The organism is Nonomuraea gerenzanensis (assembly GCF_020215645.1).
Classification (GTDB): domain Bacteria; phylum Actinomycetota; class Actinomycetes; order Streptosporangiales; family Streptosporangiaceae; genus Nonomuraea; species Nonomuraea gerenzanensis.
In genome coordinates this window covers 5,432,591-5,451,071 of sequence record NZ_CP084058.1, presented here as the reverse complement: position 1 = coordinate 5,451,071, position 18,481 = coordinate 5,432,591, and the positions used below count along the sequence as shown (strand labels likewise).

Below are 18,481 nucleotides of genomic sequence, written 5' to 3'. Positions count from 1 at the left end.
CGGTACGGACCCCGGTGGCCGGGCCGGCGCCTACTGCGCCGGTGCCAGCCGGTCTGCTCTGCCCTCGAAGGCGTACAGCAGGAGGTGCGGCATGCCGAAGGAGCCGGGCTCGGGGCCCAGGGTGGGTCTGAAGGACGGGTCCGTGACGATGGAGTAGCGGCTGCCCTCCATGGCGCGGTGGAACACCTCGGCCACGATCCGGCCGCCGACCTCGTCCAGGATGCCTCCATGGAGCTCCGCCTCACGCAGGACGTAGAGCCACAGCGGGGTGTTCTTGACCAGGACGTCCTGCTCCTCGGCCGAGAGCGTGCGGAAGTTCGCGCCGGCGCCGTTCCCGTCCAGGATGTCCTTGTCCGCCAGCTGGGGCACCTGCAGGAACTTCGCCGCCTGCTGGCCGCTCGCCAGGCTGACCATGCCGGCCCGCATGAAGTTGCGGAAGGCCAGGTTGCGGGCGATGGGCTCGACGCTCTCGCCCGGAGGCGCGCCGATGGCGCCTTCCGGCAGCTCCCTGAGCGGCTCGACGAGCCGGGTGTCGATGCGCTTGGCGACGTTGAACCCGTCGGCGGGCGCTGCCAGTCCGGGGTCGCCGCCGGGCACGTCAGTGAGCCTGAACAGCCGGCGGAAGTCGGCGATCCAGTTGGACGGAAGCGGGTTGGTCGAGGTGAGCGGCCCGATGCGGGAGCCGCTGGTACCGGAGAAGTCGAACAGGAGCTCCAGGCTTCCCGGCCCTATGCGCTTGCCCTCGGGCGGGCGGGCACCCCTGAAGTTGAAGAACGCGTTCCACTCGTACCCGCCTCTGATCATGCTGTGCCCCAGGCGGAAGGCCGCCACCGAGAACTCCACGGGCATGGTGGGCGTGTCGCCGGGCTTGATGTAGCCGGGCGCCTCGAAGAACCGGCGGCCGTTGGTGAAGACGTCGTCGACGATCGAGCGCTTGACGATCCTCGGCAGGAAGTCGTGGCGCAACATCCACTGGTAGTGCTTCACCACCAGTTCGCGCGCCTTCTCGAAGAGCGTGACGCTGGGCGTGCCCACCTCGCCGAGATCGGCGATGACCTTGTTGTGGAAGCGGATGAAGGCCAGGTGCACCTGCGCGACCGCGAGGTTCTCGTCGTTGCGGTGGTCCGGGATGAGCGCGGTGCCCGGCAGTGCGGTCAGGAACGGCAGGCGAGGCAGGTCGAAGCCGTCCTGCGCGTCCAGGCCCGGCACGGCCGACGTCCTGCCCATGAGCAACCGTGCCCGGTCCCGCTGGTAGAACATGGCGCTGTCGGGGTGGTCGGGGCCGAGCCCGTAGAGGCAGTCCAGATCGAGCGCCGGGGAACGGCCCTGCAGGAGATCCTCGATGTTGATCTGCGTGCCCAGTGACACCCGGGTACGGTCGGCGGTCAGGTCGTGGTCCACGAACTGGCCCACGTAGGTGTAACCGGCAGGGATATCGCTGTCGGGCTGGTCGGGGATGCTCTGTTCGGCGGGCGGCAGGGTCATCGCGTCCGCGAGTTTCGCCGCGAGCTCCGGTGACACCTCGGGCACGCTGCGATCGGTCGCCGAGAGGTTGCGCGGAAACAGGCGGGAGAAGCGGAAGCGCCTCATCTCGTCCCGGGTGGACGGAATCTCGCAGATGGGCTTGCCCTGGTCGTAGTAATACACCCCCTCGTTCACGATGTAGTACTCGGTGCGCTGGTGACGTTCCATGGCGTGGTTCCCCTCCTGAAGACGCTGTGGAACGCAGCGGCGTGCCGGAGTTCTCACGGGTCCCCCGCTGCGCCACCGATTGTTGCCCGGTGGACCGGTACCCGCCTCGGGGAACGTCTAGGTGAAGACCCTAGGGTCTGGGGCGCCGGGGCACGTCACCGCGGCGGGACGGCGGTGCGGTCGTCGCGGCCGCACGACGTCCGCGAACGACGGCGGCAGCGCCGAATGTCCCGAACGGCGGGCCCGTTGGTTCTCGTCCCGGGAGGCCCTGTCAGGCACCGGAGATACAGCCGTGTGGAACACCCGCCGAGTGAGTGGCCTCTTCCCGGCCGGCGGGGCTCGCCATGGTGGCCGCCCTCGCCTTTCGTGACTGCCGGTCACGGCCACCGCGTAGCCGCCGGAGCGGGGTGAGGCTGCTCTCGCGCCTCGGCGGGTGTTCGCTTCGTGCGCGCCTGGACGGCCCGGAGGCCGTCCTTCACCTGAGCACCTCCGTCTTCGCCGGAGCCAGGGCGTGGCGCAGGGTGGCGATGAGCCACAGCGCGATGGTGCTGGAGAACAACACCGTGAGGGCGAGTTCGCTCGCCATGATGAGCCCGAGCGCGCCCGCGAGGAGCGCGAGGCCGCCGAGCGTGCTCATGACGCCCGCGTACCAGCTCAGGTGCCGGTACTCCTCAGGGGGCGCGCTCAGCGCGCAGCCGCCCGCCAGCCCCAGCAGCAGGATGGCGCCGCTGGCGCCGCGCACGCTGTCGATGATCGCCAGGTCCGTGCCCGTGGTGAAGGCGGCGTAGATGGCGACGTTCGCGCCGGCGACCGCTGTCGCGAGGGCGTCTTTCCAAGTCAGTCTCATCGTGCCATCTCCTTTCCCCTCGAGCGTCCTCACCGGGGACCGGCGCGGGCAGTGCCTTTGGTCCTCGGGTCCGCCGCCGTTCGCCCGTGGCTGGTGGCGGTGCCGCGCGCCGGCTCCCCTGCCGTGACCATGGCGAGCTCCTCGCGCAGGTCGGCCACCAGGTCGTCCAGGTCGGGAACGCCTTCAGGGTCGGCGATGAGGGTGATGGTGAGCGTGCCCGCGTAGGAGAGGATCTCGAAGCTCACCGTCACGTTGCCGTTCTCGGCGACCGCCACGGGGATCACCCGGCGGATGGCGGCCCCCGCGAAGGCCAGCAGATGGTCGGGGCCGCGTACGTTGCTGACCAGGGTGTGGATGCGGCGCTGGCGGCGCAGGTACCGGCCGTAGAGCCGGACTGCGGCCAGCACCCGGAACAGCGGGCCGAACAGGCCCGCCGCGGAGGCCTGCGCGGCGGCTGCCTTGCGCTCCGCCAGCAAGGAGCCGATGATCCGCATCCGCCGCCCGGCAGGGCCGGTGACGGGCAGGGCGGCGATCAGCACGCCGAAGCGGTTGCCGAGGTCACCGGCGGTGGTGCTGCGGCGGGCCGAGACCGGCACCGAGACCGACAGCTCCGCCACCTTCTCGCCGCGCCGTTCCAGCGTCCTGCGCAGGGCGCCGGTGACCGCCGCCAGCAGGGCGTCGTTGACGGTGCAGCCGTGACGGTGGGCGGCGGCGCGCACGGCGGCCAGCTCCGTCCGCACGACGGCGAACGTGCGGCGGGGGCCGGTCGGCCGCAGCAGCGAGCAGGGAGCGACGGGCTCGGGCCGCATCCCGCCGGCCGCGGCCATCGCCTTCCTGGCGTCCCGCCAGCAGGCGCGCGTGCGGCCGAGCGCATGGACCCGTCCGGCGAGGGCCTCGGCGGCCAGGCGGCTCAGGGACGGCGGGGGCTGCGGGAACCTTCGAGGGGCATGGGACGGCCGGCCGGCGAGCCCGGCGAGCAGGGCCAGCCCGCCGATCCCGTCGGCGAGCACGTGGTCGAGGGCGACGATCAGGGCCACGGCTCCGTCGCTCAGCCCCGTGACGAACACCGCGGTCCACCGGGAGGGCGGTAACGGGCCGGTCAGCACGGCGGCGGCCACGTCCAGCAGCGCCCGTTCGTCACCGGGGGCGGGGCACCGGCGCTCCCGTACGTGCAGGTGGAGGTCGAAGCGCGGATCGTCCACCCACACAGGACGGCCGCAGCCGAAGGGCACGCGCGTCAGCCGCTGCCTCAGCCGCGGCACGGACCGGGCCCAGTCCGCCAGCAGCGCCGTGGCCGCCGCCACGTCGAACGCCGGTCCCGGATCCAGCACCAGGACGGCGCCCGCCCGCTGCGGCAGCGAGGTGTTCGTGCCCATGGCCAGCAGGGCCAGGTCCGAAGGGCTGGCGCGGTCCACGCGCGGGTGGCGGGAGCCGTTCATCGCACGCCCGCCACGACGCGGGCGTCGCGCCCGGGGAAGACGAGGGACTCCCGCCCGGTGTCCAGCCAGCGCACCAGGTACGGCGGCGAGCCGTCGGCGTGCTCCACGCGCACGACGAGGCCCTCCCTTCGCCCGGCGGCACTGTCCGCGCACTCCAAGACCAGCCGATCGCCGATGGTCGCCTTCATGACGGGCTCCTCGTCCGTGTCGCGAGCGGGACGGTCTCATCCCGTTTCCAGCCTCCGGCCGCTGTTCCGGCCGTGGCAGTGCCACAGGTCCGTAAGGCGTGGGACGTTCGTCCCTCACCCCTGGCACGGGCCCGTCACGCGTGGTCGGCGAGCGGGTGCGCGGCGGCCGACGTGGCGTGGCGGGTCGCGCGGAGCCAGCGCAGGACGGCCTCGGCCGTCTCGTGCGGCGCCTCCAGCTGAGGGAGGTGCCCCACGCCGAGCAGCACCTCAAGGGGCCAAGTGGGGTGCCGCCGGGCCAGCGCGCCGGAGGCCGCGACGGGCACCAGCCGGTCGCGCTGCCCGTGCACGAGCAGCGCGGGCGCGCGGACGGCGCCGACCGCCGCCCGGTACGCCGGTCCGGCCGCGGTCCGCAGGACGGACCGTGCGGCCCGCACCAGGTCTTCACCGGCGGCGTCCCTCTCGCCCCGGTGCCGGGCCATGCGGACGTGCTCGGCGACGACCTCGGGCGGCACCCGCGCCGGATCCACGCAGCACAGTCTCAGCATGAGCCCGACCAGGGTCTCGGCCGGCATCGCACTGCGGCGGGCCCGCGCGATCCGGCCGGCCCAGGGCAGGGCGTAGGCCGTGAACAGGGCGGCGACCGCCGGATCGGGCAGCGCGGGCACGAAGGGGGCCGCCGCGTCGAGCAGCACCAGGCCCGCCACCGCCTCGGGATGTGCCGCCGCCTCCAGCAACGAGATCATGCCGCCCATCGAGTTGCCCATGAGAATGACCGGCGGACCGGTGACCCGCTCGACGAACCGGTGCAGCAGCAGCCGGTTGGGGCCCCGTGCCGCCAGCTCCCCGGTGTAGGCGGGGTCGGGTGCAGCAGCCCGACGACGAGCTGTCCCCTGCGCAGCCGGGAGACGGGCGGGCGGTGCACGCAGGCGATGATGTCCGCCGTGTCGTACAGCTCGCCGGCGCTGACGATCCGGGCGCCCGCGTCGCCGTAGGCGCCGTCGGGGAATCGGGCGGCGGCTCCCGCCCCGGCCTCCACCGACACGGTGAGACCCGCGGCGAGCAGGCGCGGCACCAGCTCCGGCGTGATCGCGACCCTGCGTTCTCCCGAGGCGCTCTCCTTGACGATCCCGATGCTGAGCATGAGCCGCCCCTCTCTCGTGGTTGCCTGCCTTCGAGCGTCCTGCCGGGGAGTGCGGCGCGATGAGGGCCGAAAGTCCCCGCGGCCGGGACGTTCGGCCCTCCAGCCGGCCACCGTGGCCGGGTTACCTCCGGAGCATGGAGTACCAGACGCGCATGCACGGCCGGGGCAGCCAAGGCGTCGTCACCGCGGCCGAGCTGCTGTCGATGGCCGCGTTCCAGGAGGGCGCGTGGGCGCAGGCGTTCCCGACCTTCGGGTCGGAACGGACGGGCGCGCCCGTGGTCGCGTTCTGCCGGATCTCCGACAGGCCGATCCGCGTCGCGAGCCGATCAGCGCTCCGGACGCCGTCATCATCCAGGACGTCGCCCTGCTCCGGCAGGCCGGCGTGCTGGCCGGGCTGCGCCCGCGCGGCCTCGTACTGATCAACTCCAGCCGGCCGGCGGAGTCCCTGGGCCTCGCCGGCCACGCCGTGCCCGCCTCGGAGATCGCGCTGCGGCACCTCGGCAGGCCGGTGCCCAACGTGGCGCTGCTCGGCGCGTTCTGCGCGCTGACCGGCGCGGTGTCGCTGCCCTCGCTGCGGGAGGCGATCCACCTCATGTGTCCACGGCCCGGTGGCCGAGGCCGACGCGGCCGCGGCGGCGGAGACCTACGCCCAGGTGAAGGAGGCCGTCCGTGCTCAGGCAGATTGTAGGCTCCGCGGCCGTCGCCGAGACGGTCGCGCTGTGCAGGCCCGAGGTGATCTGCGCCTATCCGATCTCGCCGCAGACGCACATCGTCGAGGCGCTCAGCAGGATCACGCGGGCCGGGCGGCTGGGCTCGTGCGAGTACGTCAACGTCGAGTCCGAGTCCGCCGCGCTGCCGGCGTGCATCGGCGCGTCCGCGGCCGGCGCGCGCACCTACACAGCGACCGCCGGCCAGGGCCTGCTCTACATGGCCTGGCACGCCGTATGAGCACCTTCGACATGAGCACCTTCGACGAGGTGGAGCAGGGCCTGGAGGAGTCGACGGCGCTGTTCGAGGCGCGCCGCTGCCTGTCGTGCGGCAACTGCTTCGAGTGCGACAACTGCTACGGCGTCTGCCCCGACAACGCCGTGCTCAAGCTCGGGCCCGGGCTGCGGTACGAGATCGACCTGGACTTCTGCAAGGGCTGCGGGCTGTGCGTGGCGGAGTGCCCGGCGGGGGCCATCGAGCTGGTCCCCGAGATCAGCTGACGGTGCCCACCACCGCCACCGGGCAGGGAGCGTGCTGCAGCAGCTGACCGGCCGCACCGCCCCGGGCGGCGCTCTCACGGCCGACGACCATGAGGCCGGCGGCGGGGTGGCCGGCTATCGGCTGGATCCGTACCCCCGGATGGCCGGCCGCCCAGGCGGTGAGGTCCGCGTGCGCGGCGAGGGCGAGCCGGCGCATGGCCGCCTCCTGGAACGCGAACCGCAGGACGGGGGCCTCCGGCTCCCTCTCCGGCACGACGACCGGGCCGGGCTTCGCGGTGGCGGGCAGCGGTCCCGCCCCGCGGACGACGATGACGGGGCAGGCGGCGTGGGCGGCGACGTACCCGGCCACCGAGCCGACGACCGCTCTCGGCAGCGCGCTGAGCCCCCGGGAGCCGACCACGATCAGCGCGGCCCCGTGGGAGAGCTCGACCAGGCGTCCGGCCGCGGGGCCCTCGTACAGATCCGTCTCGACGCGCACGCCCGCGCTGCTCTGCCGGGCGCAGTCGGCCCCGTGCCACATCACGTGCTCGGCGGCCTTGCGCAGGTGGGACTTGGCCTCCTCGTCCGCCTCGCCGTAGGGCCACTGCCAGGCGTGCGCGACGAGCAGGGGCAGCTTCCTCAGCTCCGCCTCGTCCAGCGCCCAGTCCAGGGCCTGCATGGAGAAGTCCGAGCCGTCGTAGCCGAGCACGATGTGGGTCATGACGTCGCCTCCTGTCTCCAGGCTCGCTCTCCGGCGGACCCGCCGACAGGGACTTCCGGCCCTGGCCGCCGGGCCGTCCGGCTCTGCGGCCCTGGCCGCCGGGCCGTCCGGCTCTGTCCCGCGCACCGCCGCCCGGACGGCCCGGCGGTGGCGGCGCCCCCTCCTAGGCCGGTGTCGTCGGCGCGCTGACCACGGCGACCGGGCAGTGTGCCCGGTGCAGGACGCTGTGACCGACCGAGCCCAGCCGCGTGCACGACACGCCGCTGAGCCCCACCGCGCCCACGACGACGAGGTCGGCGGTGCGGGAGGCCGCCGCCAGCGCCGCGATGGGGTGATCGAAGCTCATCGTCACGGTCAGCTCGGCACCGGGACTCCTTGCGTGCCACTCGGCCAGCCGCTGCTCGATGCCGTCGCCGTCATCCATGGGCACCGGCCCGAAGCCGGCGGGATGCGGCGCGGCGGGCGGGCGGCGCAGGCCGTGCAGGACGTGCAGGCGGCCCCGGCGGGCGGCGGCCTGCTCCGCCGCGTACTCCAGTGCCTGGTCAGCCGCGGGTGAGCCGTCGTAGCCCACCACGATCTCGCCGCTGGGCGCGCGGGGCAGGCGCCTGACCACGACCACCGGGCACCCGGCGCACCCTGCCAAGCCCAGCCCGACCGAGCCCAGCACCAGCCCGGCGAACCCGCCCAGCCCTCTGCTGCCCACCACCACGGTGTCCGCCGTCTCCGACTCGGTGCGCAGCCGTTCGGTCACCGCCCCCGTCACCAGGGCCGTCGAGACCGACGCCTCCGGCGCCGAGTCGCGGGCCCGCTGCGCCGCCTCGGCGAGCAGCCGCTCGCAGCGCGCGGTCAAGGTGTCGTCCTGTGTGGTGGCGTCCAGGGGATGCTCCGCGCACCAGGGCTCGCGGACGTGCACGATCCGCAGCGGCAGCCTTCTGCGGCCGGCGTCCGCGGCCGCCCAGTCGAGCGCCGACCAGGCCGTCCGGGAGCCGTCGAACCCGACGACGATCGAGGTGGGCATCCTGGGCTCTCTTCCTGCGTGCGCTTCGGGTCCGACGCCTTGTTGGTAACCGTTCGTAGGCGTTTTATGCCTTTATGTGCACGGGAAGCGGGATGTCGCGCCGGCCGAGCGTGGCAGCCGGCCAGCTCGGCGGTGATCCGCCTGTGCCGGGTCGGCTCCTGCCTCAGCTGCTCCAGGCCCGGGCACACGCCGGTGACCGTCTCCACCTGGTGGCGCATGAGCTCGGGCTTGACGTGCGGGTGGCCGCCGAGTGTCTCACCGCCGGGATCGCCGACCGCACGTCCGTCGCGTCAGGTACCAATTCCCAGCTCAGCGGGACCTTCGGCCCTCCTGCGAGCGGCGCACGGGGAGGAGCCTGGAGGCAGGACAGCATGAAGGGGGCGTCACCATGACCGTCGCCAAGAGAGACGTCAAGGTCCGTGGCACCGAGCTCGCCGGCAAGGTCAGGCGGCTCCTGCACGAGGGCAACGTCCGCCGGATCATCGTCAAGGACTCGCACGGGCGTACCGTGATGGAGGTCCCGGTGACGGTGGGGGCGGTGGCGCTCGTCGCCGCCCCGTTCCTCACCGCGGCCGCCACGCTGGCCGCCGTCGCCACGGAGCGGACCATCCGGATCGAGCGGAAGGTCGAGGACGTGACCGAGGTGGAGGACTCCGTGGACATCACCGCGGTTCAGAACGACGAGGACAACGACGAGGACAACGACGAGGACAAGGTCCCTGCGGCCTGAACGCGGCCCCCGCGCCTGCCGGTGCGCACGCCGCCAGACGGACCGTGACCGTTGGGGCACGGTCCGTCTGCGTTGCCGGCGCGTCGGCGTCGCCTGGCCGCTGCGTTGCCGGTCGGAGCCACCGCCGTCAGAAGTGGCGCCGGTAGCCGGCGGCGGCGCGCAGGCGGCTCATCGCCATCGCGACGGCGGCGGCGCGGGGCGGCGCCTCACCAGTGTCAGAGGCGTCGGAGGCGTCGAGAGCGTGGGCGTCGGAAGCGCCGAGGCCGCCGGCTGGCCGAGGGCCGACGAGCGGGGGCACCGGCCGCATCCGCGTCCGGGCCCGTGATGCGGACGGGCCCCCGAGGTACTCTTACCGCCGGGAGGTCCGGAGGCGCGGCCGTCACCGATCATCCTCAACGGTGAGGTAGATCATGAATGCGCTCGCCCGGATTCAGACGCGGGGTCTGTGGACCATCGTGGCCATCACCGGGGTCCTGGACGACAGCCGTGTCACCGCACTGCGCACCTGGCTCAACGAGGCCGTCGCCGCGCATCGGGCCGTCGCCGTCGATCTGAGCGGCGGCCGGTTGACGGGCACCCGCTGGATGGCCGTCCTTCTGGAGGCTGAGCGCCGGGCGCGCGCATGCCGTCACGCGTTCGCCGTCGTCAGCCCGAAAGCCGAGGCCGCCCGCCTGTGTCTGCCGGTGCTGGCCCGGGGCGGGCGGCTCGTGCTGTGCCAGTCCCTGGCCGAGCTTCCCCCGCTGAGCCGGTGAACGCCGCCTGCTCCGGCCCCACGCCCTGACCGTCGGGGCTTCCGCCCCTACCTGCCTCCGACGCCGGCTCTCAGGGGCCGGAGAACGCGTGCACCCCGAGGAGCATCCGCACCGCCGTCTCCACGTCGCGATGCGCCTCCAGCGCCCGGCCCCGCCGCGGTGGCGGCAGGCGCGACCCGGGGCGGGCGCCGTCGAGACGGCGCCCGCCGCCCACCCGCGCGAGGCTATCCGCGCCCGGAGTGCTGCGGCTCGGAGATCTCGCTCCTGCACGGTGCCGTACACCTCGATGCGCCAAGCCACGTCCATGCGCACCTCCTCCGCACCCTCATGCTCGGTGCCGGGGGCCCGCGCCCGGCAGCGGCCAACGTCCCGAACCGCAGGGTCTTGGGTCCCACGCCCGACGCCGAACCGCGGGGTGCTCAGGTCCCGCGCACGACGGCCACCGCGCAGCGCGCCCGGTGCAGGACATCCCGGCTGACCGACCCGGCGAGCGCGGAGCCCACCGCGCCGCGCCCGTGCGAGCCCACCACCAGCAGGTCGGCCCGCTCCGACATCTCGGCGAGCGTCTCCGCCGGGTGGGCACCGCCCAGCTGCTCGATGACCGTGACCTGCGGGTACTCCTTCTTGCACGTCTCCAGCAGCTCGATGACGCCACGCTGCCGGTCGTGCACGGCCAGCAGGCCGCTCCCCCGCAGGGACGCCTGCGCGAAGGCGTAGGCGAGCGCGGGCCGGGAGGCGGGCGAGTCGTCCACGCCCACCACGACCTGCCCGTGCCTGGGCCGCCGGTCACCGCGGACCACGACGACGGGGCAGGCAGCCTGCCCGGCGACGTGCGTGCTGACCGAGCCGAGCAGGACGCCCGTGAGCGCCCCGTGCCCCCGGCTGCCGATGACCAGCTCGGCGGCGGTGCGCCCCTGATCGCACAGGACCGGCGCGGGTGTCCCCTCCACCACCTGGGTCGTCACCTCGACGCTCGGCTGGCGCTCGTGGACGAGCGCCACCGCCTCGTTGAGGGCCCGCTGGCCTGCGCGCAGCACGCTGTCAGAATGGCCGGCGTCCGGAAATTTCGAGATCTGGTACGGGGACCGATCCAGCGCGTGGACGAGCAGCAGCGGCTCGTGCATGCGAAGAGCGTCGGCGGCGGCCCAATCGACCGCGGCCCGCGAGGGGATGGACCCGTCGACTCCTGCGACGATCATGGCGTCCTCCTAGGTCGGCACACCATCGGACCGCATTCGGGGAGCCGGTGCGCAGGGCCGGAGGTCCCGATGGCGAGGGCCCAAGGACCACCGCAGGACGCGTCGGCCGGGTCACCGGCCTGCCAGGAACTTCTTGGCCGGATCGCCGCCGGGATGCCGGACAGGCCGACGCCGGTCGCCATCTGCGGACACGTCGCCGGGACGCCGTACACCTTGGTGCGGAACGACACCCGGCACAGCCGGTTCCTGTGTCCCCTGACGGAGCAGAGCGGCATCGCGCGGTACCGCAACAGCTGCCCGCTGATCTGACGGCGACGCGGCGCAGGACCAGCCGAGGTCCTGCGCCGCGTTCACAGGTGGCGGGCCTCCCCGCCGGTCAGGCGTTCTTGGTCTCCCAGAAGATCTTCGAGATCTCGTCGATCTTGGCCAGCAACCGGTCGGCGACCTCGGCGTCGAGCGTGCCCTTGGTCCCGGCGGCGCCGGCGAGCTTGGTCGCCTCGTTGAACAGGGTGTGCAGCTGCGGGTACTTCTCGAAGTGCGGCTGCTTGAAGTAGTCGGTCCACAACACCCACAGGTGATGCTTGACCAGCTCGGAGCGCTGCTCCTTGATCACGATGGCGCGGGTGCGGAAGTCGGGATCGTCGCTGGCCTCGGCCTTGGCGATGATGGCCTTGACCGACTCGGCCTCGATGCGCGCCTGCGCGGGGTCGTAGACGCCGCAGGGCAGGTCACAGTGCGCGGAGACCGTCAAGGTGGGCGCGAAGAGGCGCATGACGAACATTCCTTTCGATGATGGTTACACGCGGTGAGTCGAAGGGGCGGTGGCGGCGGAGGGGCCCAGCGCCTCGCCGAGCGACCAGAAACGGCGGTCGTGGTGCAGGAGAGGTGCGGCGCCCTCGCCGAGGCTGACGTCGTCGACCTCGACCAGCACCAGCCACGCCTCCCCGGCCGGCAGCACCCGCACGGCCCGCCCGTAGAAGGCGGCCACGGCGCCGTCGAGCACCGGCGGCCGGCCCTTCCGCAGGGTCCAGCCCTGCTCGGCGGTGAAGCGCGGCGCCGACCGGTCGGCGAAGGCCGCCGCCACCTTCGCCTGCGACGCCGCCAGCACGTGGACCACCAGCTGCGAGCTCTCGACCAGCCTCGGGCCCGACCTGCCCGAGCGGGACATCGAGAAGGACAACATCGGCGGGCTCGCGCTGACCGACGTCACGCTGGAGACGGTCGCCCCGACGGGCCCGCTCTCCGTCGAGGCGGCGACGATCGCGACCCCGGCGGCGTGCCGCCGGAACCCCGCCTTGAAACGCTCGGCGAAAGAGCTGGTCACCCTACGCCGCCCAGGAAGCCGATGGCGCTGAGGAGCCGCGCGTCCGCGCGGTTCCGCACCTCCGCACACCACGGGGCGACGGCGTAGGTCATGATGCTCCCTTCGACGAACTCGACCGTATGCCCTCAAGTGCACTTGAGGTCCAGCCCTGCGGGCGTGACCTTTGACACACCACGAACGTCTGGCCGCCCAGGCCCATCGCCAGAGCTGCGGCGACCTATACTTCGAGTTCGCTTGAGAGGAGCAGGACGTGGGAGCGACGCCACCGGCACCGGGCGGAGAGGAGCTGCTGACGATCGGCGAGGTCGGCCGGCGCAGCGGGGTCGCCGTGTCGGCGTTGCGCTTCTACGAGGACCAGGGGCTGCTCACCTCGATCCGCACCGCGGGCAACCAGCGCCGCTACCCCCGCCACGTGCTGCGGCGGGTCTCCCTCATCAGCGCGGCCAAGCGTTTCGGGCTGCCTCTGTCGGACGTCAGGACGGCGCTGGCCGCGCTGCCGTCCGACGGCGCGCCGACCGCCGAGGACTGGAAGCGGGCCTCGCGCGTCTGGAAGGAGCTCCTGGAGGAGCGCCGCCGGGCCCTGGACCGGCTGATCCACGAGATCAACGGCTGCATCGGCTGCGGCTGCCTGTCGATGAAGGCGTGCTCGTTGCTGAACCCGGGCGACGTGCTCGCCGAGACCGGCCCGGGTCCGCGCAGGCTCTAGATGATCGATGCGAAGGCGTAGCTGCGGCGATCGGGCGCGGGCGCCCGAGCCCCATGCGTGACGAAAGACGCATCCTCGCGCTTACCGCTGTCAGTCTGGCTCCGTCCGTCTGATGACGACCTGCCACTGACAGTGGCGTCGCGGGCCGCTGACACTCCTGTCGCGCAACACTACGCCCGGCCGCTCATCCGATATGCCTGGAGGAACCGGTACGAGCAAGAGGGATCTCTCCGTCTGGGCGACGGCGTTCGGCGGCGCGGGTCAGTCACCGCGACGACCTCACCGCAGCGGCAGCGAGGTGGTCGTGCAGCACGGCGTGCCGAAACTGGTACACCGGCCCGGCGGTGCGCAACAGGCCGAGACGGTGGGCGTCGTCCAGGAACGCCATCAGGTTGCGAGGAAGGTGCCCCGCCCAGGCCAGCCGCCAATTGGTGATCTTGCAGATCATCCAGGCATGGTGCCGGCCCTGCCTGAGTCCGAGCACCAGCCCCACGACGAGCCCGGGCGCAAGCCCCTCCGTGATGCCCTCCTGGACCCCTCCGACAGCGGCCTCCAGGAGCCCGAACCCCAGCCCGCCCAGGAGCGTCGCGGCTGTTGTCCGCAGCAAGGTGAGACTGCGGTCGGACTTCCACAGCGCCAACGGGGAGGTGGCCTTCGCAAAAGACGCCGGCTGTTCCAGCCACTCGATCGCCCCCTTGGCGAGCAGGGCGATCCCCACACCCACCCACACCACCGCCGCGAACGAGCCCGTTGCCGCGAAGACGATCCCGTCCTGGGCCGTGAGCAGCCGCCCGCCGGTAAGCGCGTAAGCGATCTTGAACGCGAGTGCGATCGTGAAGGGGAAGGCGACGATGAACACGAGCGCCATGCTCAGCCGCCGGGCGAGGGCGGCCATCCGACCGGAAAGCCGGAGGTCGGCGTACCCGGGTGGCTGGTCGAACCATCGTTGCACGTGCGGGGCGGCCCAGGTCACGAGCCCGCCCACGAGCCCGGCCAGCACAACGCCCCCAGCGTCACCTGCGAAGATCGCGCCAGACGACAACGCGAGCCAGGTGGCGATCGCCGCGGCGATCTTGACCCATGCCACCGAGACGAGCCTGATCGCCAGCGCGCCGGCGAACCCCACCGTGAGCCCGATGGGCAATCCCCCCATGAGCCCCACCGGGAGGCCGGCTTCCAGGCCGAGCGCAAGCCCGACCGGCAGACCGACCGGCAGGAGAAAGGTGATCCCCACGGTGATCCCTGCCGTGATCGTGGCAGTGAGCTTGCGGCGACGCCCTGAAGCGAACCTGGCCGGGAGCCGGCGGGCGAGCGCGATTGCCGCCACCAGCCCCGCCACCAGCCCCACCGCCAGGCCGGCCGGCAGCCCGAACGCCAGCCCCATCGGGAGGCCGACCGCGAACCCGGCGACGAGCTTGATGCGACCGGCCACACGGCGTCGCTCGTCCTCAGGCGTGGCATCAGAGGACAACCGCCACCAGGCCAGGTCGTAGGTACTGCGGCCGTGCAGCACGCCGGCGAGATAGGACAGGTGATCGCGAGTGCGATCAGGGTCCCACCGGCGGCGGGGCCGAAACCGGTCGGAGCCGGCGGCGTCCGGCGGGCGCGTCTTGATGAGCGCCGGGATGAGCCGGTCGAGCAGCTGGGTGCGCAACGCCGTGGCGTCCTGCCCCAGAGGGCCGGCCAGCGGCCGGGGATCCGCGCCGGGAGCCATGAACACCGTACGGATCAACCACAACCACATCGGGATGCCGGACAGCTCAGCCAAGGCGGGCGCGGAGCCCGAGCGCAGCGCGGCAAGCACTTCAGTCCAGGCGGACGGTGGATGAGCAGGCAGGCAGGCCGCCAGGTAATCGGCGGCGGCAGCTCGCGACAGCGGCCTGGCGACGATGACCGCGGCACCGGTGAGCGGGCGCCCCGCCTCACGGACCGCGGCCGTGAACTCGGCACGGCGGCTGGTGAGAATCATCCCGTCGCCCTCACCGAGTGAGCTGTTGACTGCCTCGAAGATCCGGGCTCGCATCGGCGCCGACACCTCATCAAGGCCATCCAAGACAGGCAGGATGTGCCCGCCCTGGACGAGCGCGGCGGTGCTCGTACCGAGTTCCGGCACGCGAAGCGCCGGATAGTCCAGATCCAGCCGGGCAGCGAGCCAGCTCTGGAGCCGGGGATAGGCTTCGACGTCCCAGCCGGAGACCGGGAACAGCACCGGCACCGGCACGACCTGCCCCTGCCCGGCAGCTGTTCGGTCCGTCGGACGGGTGGCGAGAAGATGCAGCAACAGCTGGACGGCGAGCGTCGTCTTCCCCATTCCCGCGCCGCCCGTCATGACGATCCGCCGGCGAGCGAGAGAGCGGAAGGCAGCGCCCAAGCGGGTGATGTCGCCGCTGCTCACCTCGAGGTCAGACTTCTGTTCGCCGCCGATCAGACGAGGACTGCTCGTTACGGTCGGGTCACTGGTCAGCTTCCAGCCCACGGAGATGGGCACCGGGTCATCGAGCAGGCGGTTGCGGGCCTCCTCGCGCCATTGACGCTCCACCAGCCCGGCGAGCACATCGGCGGCCTTGCCGGCGTCGGCGGGTAAGGAAGCGGGCGCACCACTCCAGCGCAGCGCCCAGGCCAGGACCGCAGTCACCGCGGTAGCCCCGGCCAACGCCACCGCGGCGAAGTCCGCGAGGTTGACTGCCTCTTCCGGCGAATAAGACCGCCACACCAACAGCACGAGCACGGCCACGACGAAGAAGGCGATCACGGCGACTGTGCCGCGCCAGCCGAATCCACGCGTGCGCTTGCTCACTCTCCTGCCGCCCGGCACCCGGGGTCAGAGCTGCCGGTAGTAGTAGGTGACCGGCACCGCCGTGCAGCCGAGCTTCTCGTACAGGGCCCTGGCGGGTGCGTGGAAGGGGTCGCCTCCGGTGCCGATCTCGACGACTTCGGCCCCGAGGGCTCGCATGTCCGCGAAGGCGTGCTCGCACAGCGCCGCGCCGGTGCCGTGGCGGCGGTGGTCCACCACCACGGCGAGGTGCGAGATGACGCCGTTCCTGCGTGCCGGGTCGACGCTCCAGGCGACGTAGCCGGCGATGGCGTGGCCCGACTCGGCGACCGCGACGTACTTGTGCGCGGCCGGGTCGTGCAGCCCGGCGACCTGCTCGCGGTAGTCGTCGCGCCAGGCGCCGTGCTGGTTGGCGAAGACCACCTCGCCGACCACGGGGCGGAAGTGATCCTCGTAGAACGGCCGGAACGTCTCGATCGTCAGCTCGACGAGCCGGGCGAGATCGTGCTGGGCGAACGGGCGAATCTGCATGGACGTGCGCCTTTCAGGCTGAGAGCCGACTTTAACGCTTCCGCGCCGTCGGCTCCCATCGCTTTGTCCGGGCGGCTAGCTTTTTGTCCGGGCGGCTAGCTCTTGTCCGGGCGGCGCCGGAAGCTCAGCGCAGGACGATCGTCGTCAGGCCGCGCGGCGGGAACGTCACCGCCCCGTCCCGGACGGGGACCGGGTCGAGCGAGGCGTTCGCGTCGGTCAGGTAGACCTCGGCCGTCTCACTCACCCCCACCCACGTCCGGGGGGCCACGCCGGTGTTGAGCACCTCGATCACGCGGGAGCCGTCGGGGTTGCGGAACGCGCACACCTTCAGCGACGGGATCGCGCCCGCAGCACCGATCCGCACCGCGCCCGGCCTGATGAACCTGCTGAACGCGGCCAGCGCCCACAGCCGCTTGGAGACCCGGTACGTCTTGGCCTCCTCGTCCACTTGCAGCAGCGCGCGGGTGTTCCCCCTGGAGGCGCCCAGCCAGTACAGGTAGCCGGAGACGTTGGCGTGGGCGAGCGCGTCGTGCACGGCCGAGGCGATCGTGTAGCCGTCGGAGCCGCTGCCGTCGTACCAGCTCTCGTTCCAGACGGCGCCGTTCGGGTTCCACTCCGACATCCAGGTGGGCCGCTTGGTCGGCAGCGGGAAGTCCACCGGGGTGCCGTAGCCGTGGCCGCTGTAGACCTGCACCCAGCGGCGGGCGCCGGGTTCGGCGGCGACCGCGGCGATGTACGCCTTGGCCTCGTCCCAGCCGAGCGACTCGCAGCACACCAGCCGCATGCCCGAGGCGAGCGGGCCGAGCACCTTGACGAACTCGGCCGCCTCCTTGGGGGTGAAGCGCATGGACGGGTGCGGGGCGGTCCAGTCGGGCTCGTTGGCGAAGGCGAGGTCGGTGATCCGGATGCCTTCGCGCTGGTAGAACCTCGTGTACTGGATCAGGTAAGCGGCGTAGGCGCGCCACCACTCGGGCTTCAGCCTGCCGCCGTTCTTCTCCTCGCCGTTGTCCTTCATGTAGCCGGGGGCGCTCCACGGGACGGCGAAGAAGCGCCGCACGCCGTACTCCTGTGCGGCTCTGGCCAGCCAGACCTGGCTGTTGTCGTCGCCGTCCCAGACGTACCGGGGCGGGGCGTCTGGGCCGCCCGGGTCCTCGGGCTGGATCGAGACCATGTCGTCGTACGGGCTGCCGGCCGGCGCCGAGCCGATGCCCAGCCGCACGATGCTGAACCCGGCCCCCTCGGCGGGATCGAACCACAGGTCCAGGATCTCGCGCCGGCCGCCTTCCGGCAGCGCCTTGAGCAGCTCGCCCCGCCGGAACGCCGTGGAGATCCCGAAACCGTCGATCGTCTGGTGCCGGACCCCGTCGTCGACGGTGATCAGCGGTGGTCCGGCCGGCCGGGGTTCGCTCATGGCGCCAAAGAGTTAGCACATGCGCGCCTTCCCGCTCAACATGTGCCATGACGCGAAAAGCCCGCCCGCCCTGGGGGCAGGGCGGGCGGGTTGCCGGGGTGGCTACTGGAGCCACGGGGTGCGGCGGACGATGGGCAGGTTGCCGAGTCCGAGGGTGCGGCCGGCGCCGGCCAGGGCCAGGCCGATGAGGACGATCGCGTAGACGATGTGGTCGTCCATGAACGGGTTGGTGGTCAGGGGCAGCTCGGCCGCCCACATGAGCAGCAGCATCGCGGTGCCGGCGCCGGCGGCGATCCGGGTGCCGAGGCCGAGCACGAGCGCCACGCCGACGCCGGCCAGGCCGGCCATGAACAGCCAGTCCACCCAGGCCTGCCCGGCCAGGCCGGTGAAGAAGCCGCCCAGGGCGTGCTCGCCGGTGCCCTTGAGGAAGCCGGTGGTGGGGCTGCCGCCGTTGATCCAGGCCTTGGCCGCCGGGGTGGCGAAGCCGAGGCCGAAGGTCTTGTCCAGGAAGGCCCACAGGAAGATCCAGCCGATCGCGATCCGGGCGGCGGCCCAGACGTAGTCGACGGGGTTCTTGTGCTCCGCCTTGCCCACGCCGGCGTGCATCACGGGCTTGTTGATGGTGGTGGCCATGGCGGGCCTGCCTTTCCGTTCTCTGGTGTGTCCTTGTCGCATCTCCATCACATCGGTTCCGGCGGCCGGTGCTCAGTGCCGTACGGCCTGAGGGGGAGGGACCTTGGTCCTCCCCCGGCGCAGGGACCTTCGGCGGCGGCGCGGGGGCCGTCCGGCACTCGTGGGCGGCGAGCGGACGCGGAAGCCTCG

At 72.6% G+C, this 18,481-nt stretch carries 22 protein-coding genes and 2 pseudogenes; 7 read left to right on the top strand and 17 right to left on the bottom strand.

Going from position 1 to position 18,481, the window contains the following annotated elements; translation table 11 throughout:
* Window positions 1–30: 30 nt before the first annotated feature.
* From LCN96_RS25530 to LCN96_RS56655, 6 genes and pseudogenes are all read right to left on the bottom strand, one after another.
* Window positions 31–1,692 (bottom strand): peroxidase family protein, encoded by a 1,662-nt coding sequence (locus LCN96_RS25530; RefSeq protein WP_225275413.1) that lies wholly within the window; start codon window positions 1,690–1,692, stop codon window positions 31–33.
* A gap of 475 nt (window positions 1,693–2,167) precedes the next feature.
* Entirely contained in the window at window positions 2,168–2,539 is a 372-nt protein-coding gene (locus tag LCN96_RS25525) for a hypothetical protein (RefSeq protein WP_225275412.1), read from the bottom strand.
* 29 nt (window positions 2,540–2,568) lie between these two features.
* Window positions 2,569–3,978, bottom strand: coding sequence for a wax ester/triacylglycerol synthase domain-containing protein (locus LCN96_RS25520; protein ID WP_225275411.1), 1,410 nt, complete (start codon window positions 3,976–3,978; stop codon window positions 2,569–2,571).
* Entirely contained in the window at window positions 3,975–4,166 is a 192-nt protein-coding gene (locus LCN96_RS25515; RefSeq protein WP_225275410.1) for a DUF1918 domain-containing protein, read from the bottom strand. The genes LCN96_RS25520 and LCN96_RS25515 overlap by 4 nt, the downstream gene beginning before the upstream one ends.
* 134 nt (window positions 4,167–4,300) lie before the next feature.
* Window positions 4,301–5,092, bottom strand: a complete 792-nt coding sequence (locus LCN96_RS25510; RefSeq protein ID WP_263657543.1) for an alpha/beta fold hydrolase — start codon at window positions 5,090–5,092, stop codon at window positions 4,301–4,303.
* Window positions 5,080–5,307, bottom strand: a pseudogene (locus LCN96_RS56655) (NAD(P) transhydrogenase subunit alpha); the annotation flags it as partial. The gene LCN96_RS25510 and the pseudogene LCN96_RS56655, both read right to left, overlap by 13 nt.
* A 59-nt stretch (window positions 5,308–5,366) precedes the next feature.
* Here LCN96_RS56655 and LCN96_RS25500 point away from each other — a divergent pair.
* The 3 genes and pseudogenes from LCN96_RS25500 (at window position 5,367) to LCN96_RS25490 (ending at window position 6,515) form a co-directional block, all read left to right on the top strand.
* Window positions 5,367–5,995: pseudogene (locus tag LCN96_RS25500) on the top strand (2-oxoacid:acceptor oxidoreductase family protein).
* The gene (locus tag LCN96_RS25495) at window positions 5,977–6,255 is read left to right on the top strand and encodes a hypothetical protein (RefSeq protein WP_225275408.1); all 279 of its coding nucleotides are present in this window, start codon (window positions 5,977–5,979) and stop codon (window positions 6,253–6,255) included. Before LCN96_RS25500 ends, LCN96_RS25495 begins: the two are co-directional and overlap by 19 nt.
* Window positions 6,252–6,515: a 4Fe-4S dicluster domain-containing protein gene (locus LCN96_RS25490; RefSeq protein WP_225275407.1), complete on the top strand. Its 264-nt coding sequence runs from the start codon at window positions 6,252–6,254 to the stop codon at window positions 6,513–6,515. Before LCN96_RS25495 ends, LCN96_RS25490 begins: the two co-directional genes overlap by 4 nt.
* Here the strand turns inward: LCN96_RS25490 and LCN96_RS25485 are convergent.
* Both LCN96_RS25485 and LCN96_RS25480 read right to left on the bottom strand, forming a co-directional pair.
* On the bottom strand, window positions 6,508–7,215 hold the full coding sequence (locus LCN96_RS25485) for a universal stress protein (RefSeq protein ID WP_225275406.1): 708 nt from the start codon (window positions 7,213–7,215) through the stop codon (window positions 6,508–6,510). The genes LCN96_RS25490 and LCN96_RS25485 overlap by 8 nt on opposite strands.
* Window positions 7,216–7,378: 163 nt before the next feature.
* The gene (locus tag LCN96_RS25480) at window positions 7,379–8,233 is read right to left on the bottom strand and encodes a universal stress protein (protein ID WP_225275405.1); all 855 of its coding nucleotides are present in this window, start codon (window positions 8,231–8,233) and stop codon (window positions 7,379–7,381) included.
* A gap of 388 nt (window positions 8,234–8,621) precedes the next feature.
* On the opposite strand from LCN96_RS25480, the gene LCN96_RS25475 reads away from it, so the two are divergent.
* Window positions 8,622–8,963, top strand: coding sequence for a DUF4342 domain-containing protein (locus tag LCN96_RS25475; RefSeq protein ID WP_225275404.1), 342 nt, complete (start codon window positions 8,622–8,624; stop codon window positions 8,961–8,963).
* Window positions 8,964–9,090: 127 nt separating this feature from the next.
* Here the strand turns inward: LCN96_RS25475 and LCN96_RS25470 are convergent, their stop codons facing one another.
* Window positions 9,091–9,261: a hypothetical protein gene (locus LCN96_RS25470; RefSeq protein WP_225275403.1), complete on the bottom strand. Its 171-nt coding sequence runs from the start codon at window positions 9,259–9,261 to the stop codon at window positions 9,091–9,093.
* 112 nt (window positions 9,262–9,373) lie between these two features.
* Here LCN96_RS25470 and LCN96_RS25465 point away from each other — a divergent pair, with 112 nt between their 5' ends.
* Complete coding sequence (locus LCN96_RS25465) at window positions 9,374–9,715, top strand: STAS domain-containing protein (RefSeq protein WP_225275402.1); 342 nt, start codon at window positions 9,374–9,376, stop codon at window positions 9,713–9,715.
* A 70-nt stretch (window positions 9,716–9,785) separates the two neighbouring features.
* Here LCN96_RS25465 and LCN96_RS25460 read toward each other — a convergent pair whose 3' ends face one another.
* Together LCN96_RS25460 and LCN96_RS25455 are read right to left on the bottom strand one after the other, a co-directional pair.
* Window positions 9,786–9,929 (bottom strand): hypothetical protein, encoded by a 144-nt coding sequence (locus LCN96_RS25460; RefSeq protein ID WP_225275401.1) that lies wholly within the window; start codon window positions 9,927–9,929, stop codon window positions 9,786–9,788.
* A 205-nt stretch (window positions 9,930–10,134) separates the two neighbouring features.
* Window positions 10,135–10,914, bottom strand: a complete 780-nt coding sequence (locus tag LCN96_RS25455) for a universal stress protein (RefSeq protein ID WP_225275400.1) — start codon at window positions 10,912–10,914, stop codon at window positions 10,135–10,137.
* Window positions 10,915–10,983: 69 nt separating this feature from the next.
* On the opposite strand from LCN96_RS25455, the gene LCN96_RS25450 reads away from it, so the two are divergent.
* The gene (locus LCN96_RS25450) at window positions 10,984–11,223 is read left to right on the top strand and encodes a hypothetical protein (protein WP_225275399.1); all 240 of its coding nucleotides are present in this window, start codon (window positions 10,984–10,986) and stop codon (window positions 11,221–11,223) included.
* Window positions 11,224–11,290: 67 nt separating this feature from the next.
* Here LCN96_RS25450 and sodN read toward each other — a convergent pair whose 3' ends face one another.
* Window positions 11,291–11,686 (bottom strand): superoxide dismutase, Ni, encoded by a 396-nt coding sequence (gene sodN / locus LCN96_RS25445; RefSeq protein WP_263657516.1) that lies wholly within the window; start codon window positions 11,684–11,686, stop codon window positions 11,291–11,293.
* A gap of 24 nt (window positions 11,687–11,710) precedes the next feature.
* Window positions 11,711–12,238 carry a flavin reductase family protein gene (locus LCN96_RS25440; protein ID WP_225275397.1) on the bottom strand — a complete coding sequence of 176 codons (528 nt, stop codon included), beginning with the start codon at window positions 12,236–12,238 and terminating at the stop codon, window positions 11,711–11,713.
* Window positions 12,239–12,488: 250 nt separating this feature from the next.
* Here LCN96_RS25440 and soxR point away from each other — a divergent pair, with 250 nt between their 5' ends.
* On the top strand, window positions 12,489–12,944 hold the full coding sequence (gene soxR, locus LCN96_RS25435) for a redox-sensitive transcriptional activator SoxR (RefSeq protein WP_225275396.1): 456 nt from the start codon (window positions 12,489–12,491) through the stop codon (window positions 12,942–12,944).
* Between the two features lie 265 nt (window positions 12,945–13,209).
* Here soxR and LCN96_RS25430 read toward each other — a convergent pair whose 3' ends face one another.
* The 4 genes from LCN96_RS25430 to LCN96_RS25415 form a co-directional block, all read right to left on the bottom strand.
* Entirely contained in the window at window positions 13,210–15,741 is a 2,532-nt protein-coding gene (locus LCN96_RS25430) for a hypothetical protein (protein WP_225275395.1), read from the bottom strand.
* Between the two features lie 24 nt (window positions 15,742–15,765).
* Window positions 15,766–16,248, bottom strand: a complete 483-nt coding sequence (locus tag LCN96_RS25425; RefSeq protein ID WP_225275394.1) for a GNAT family N-acetyltransferase — start codon at window positions 16,246–16,248, stop codon at window positions 15,766–15,768.
* Window positions 16,249–16,372: 124 nt separating this feature from the next.
* The gene (locus tag LCN96_RS25420) at window positions 16,373–17,659 is read right to left on the bottom strand and encodes a glycoside hydrolase family 30 protein (protein ID WP_225275393.1); all 1,287 of its coding nucleotides are present in this window, start codon (window positions 17,657–17,659) and stop codon (window positions 16,373–16,375) included.
* A 102-nt stretch (window positions 17,660–17,761) separates the two neighbouring features.
* Window positions 17,762–18,292 carry a hypothetical protein gene (locus tag LCN96_RS25415; protein WP_225275392.1) on the bottom strand — a complete coding sequence of 177 codons (531 nt, stop codon included), beginning with the start codon at window positions 18,290–18,292 and terminating at the stop codon, window positions 17,762–17,764.
* Between the last annotated feature and the right edge of the window lie 189 nt (window positions 18,293–18,481).

Coding starts and splice junctions, on each gene's coding strand:
- LCN96_RS25415 (WP_225275392.1), bottom strand. CDS start 18,292: ATGGCCACCACCATCAACAAGCCCGTGATGCACGCCGGCGTGGGCAAG.
- LCN96_RS25485 (WP_225275406.1), bottom strand. CDS start 7,215: ATGACCCACATCGTGCTCGGCTACGACGGCTCGGACTTCTCCATGCAG.
- LCN96_RS25425 (WP_225275394.1), bottom strand. CDS start 16,248: ATGCAGATTCGCCCGTTCGCCCAGCACGATCTCGCCCGGCTCGTCGAG.
- LCN96_RS25515 (WP_225275410.1), bottom strand. CDS start 4,166: ATGAAGGCGACCATCGGCGATCGGCTGGTCTTGGAGTGCGCGGACAGT.
- LCN96_RS25475 (WP_225275404.1), top strand. CDS start 8,622: ATGACCGTCGCCAAGAGAGACGTCAAGGTCCGTGGCACCGAGCTCGCC.
- LCN96_RS25450 (WP_225275399.1), top strand. CDS start 10,984: ATGGCGAGGGCCCAAGGACCACCGCAGGACGCGTCGGCCGGGTCACCG.
- LCN96_RS25455 (WP_225275400.1), bottom strand. CDS start 10,914: ATGATCGTCGCAGGAGTCGACGGGTCCATCCCCTCGCGGGCCGCGGTC.
- LCN96_RS25420 (WP_225275393.1), bottom strand. CDS start 17,659: ATGAGCGAACCCCGGCCGGCCGGACCACCGCTGATCACCGTCGACGAC.
- LCN96_RS25490 (WP_225275407.1), top strand. CDS start 6,252: ATGAGCACCTTCGACATGAGCACCTTCGACGAGGTGGAGCAGGGCCTG.
- sodN (WP_263657516.1), bottom strand. CDS start 11,686: ATGCGCCTCTTCGCGCCCACCTTGACGGTCTCCGCGCACTGTGACCTG.
- LCN96_RS25530 (WP_225275413.1), bottom strand. CDS start 1,692: ATGGAACGTCACCAGCGCACCGAGTACTACATCGTGAACGAGGGGGTG.
- LCN96_RS25520 (WP_225275411.1), bottom strand. CDS start 3,978: ATGAACGGCTCCCGCCACCCGCGCGTGGACCGCGCCAGCCCTTCGGAC.
- LCN96_RS25480 (WP_225275405.1), bottom strand. CDS start 8,233: ATGCCCACCTCGATCGTCGTCGGGTTCGACGGCTCCCGGACGGCCTGG.
- LCN96_RS25525 (WP_225275412.1), bottom strand. CDS start 2,539: ATGAGACTGACTTGGAAAGACGCCCTCGCGACAGCGGTCGCCGGCGCG.
- LCN96_RS25465 (WP_225275402.1), top strand. CDS start 9,374: ATGAATGCGCTCGCCCGGATTCAGACGCGGGGTCTGTGGACCATCGTG.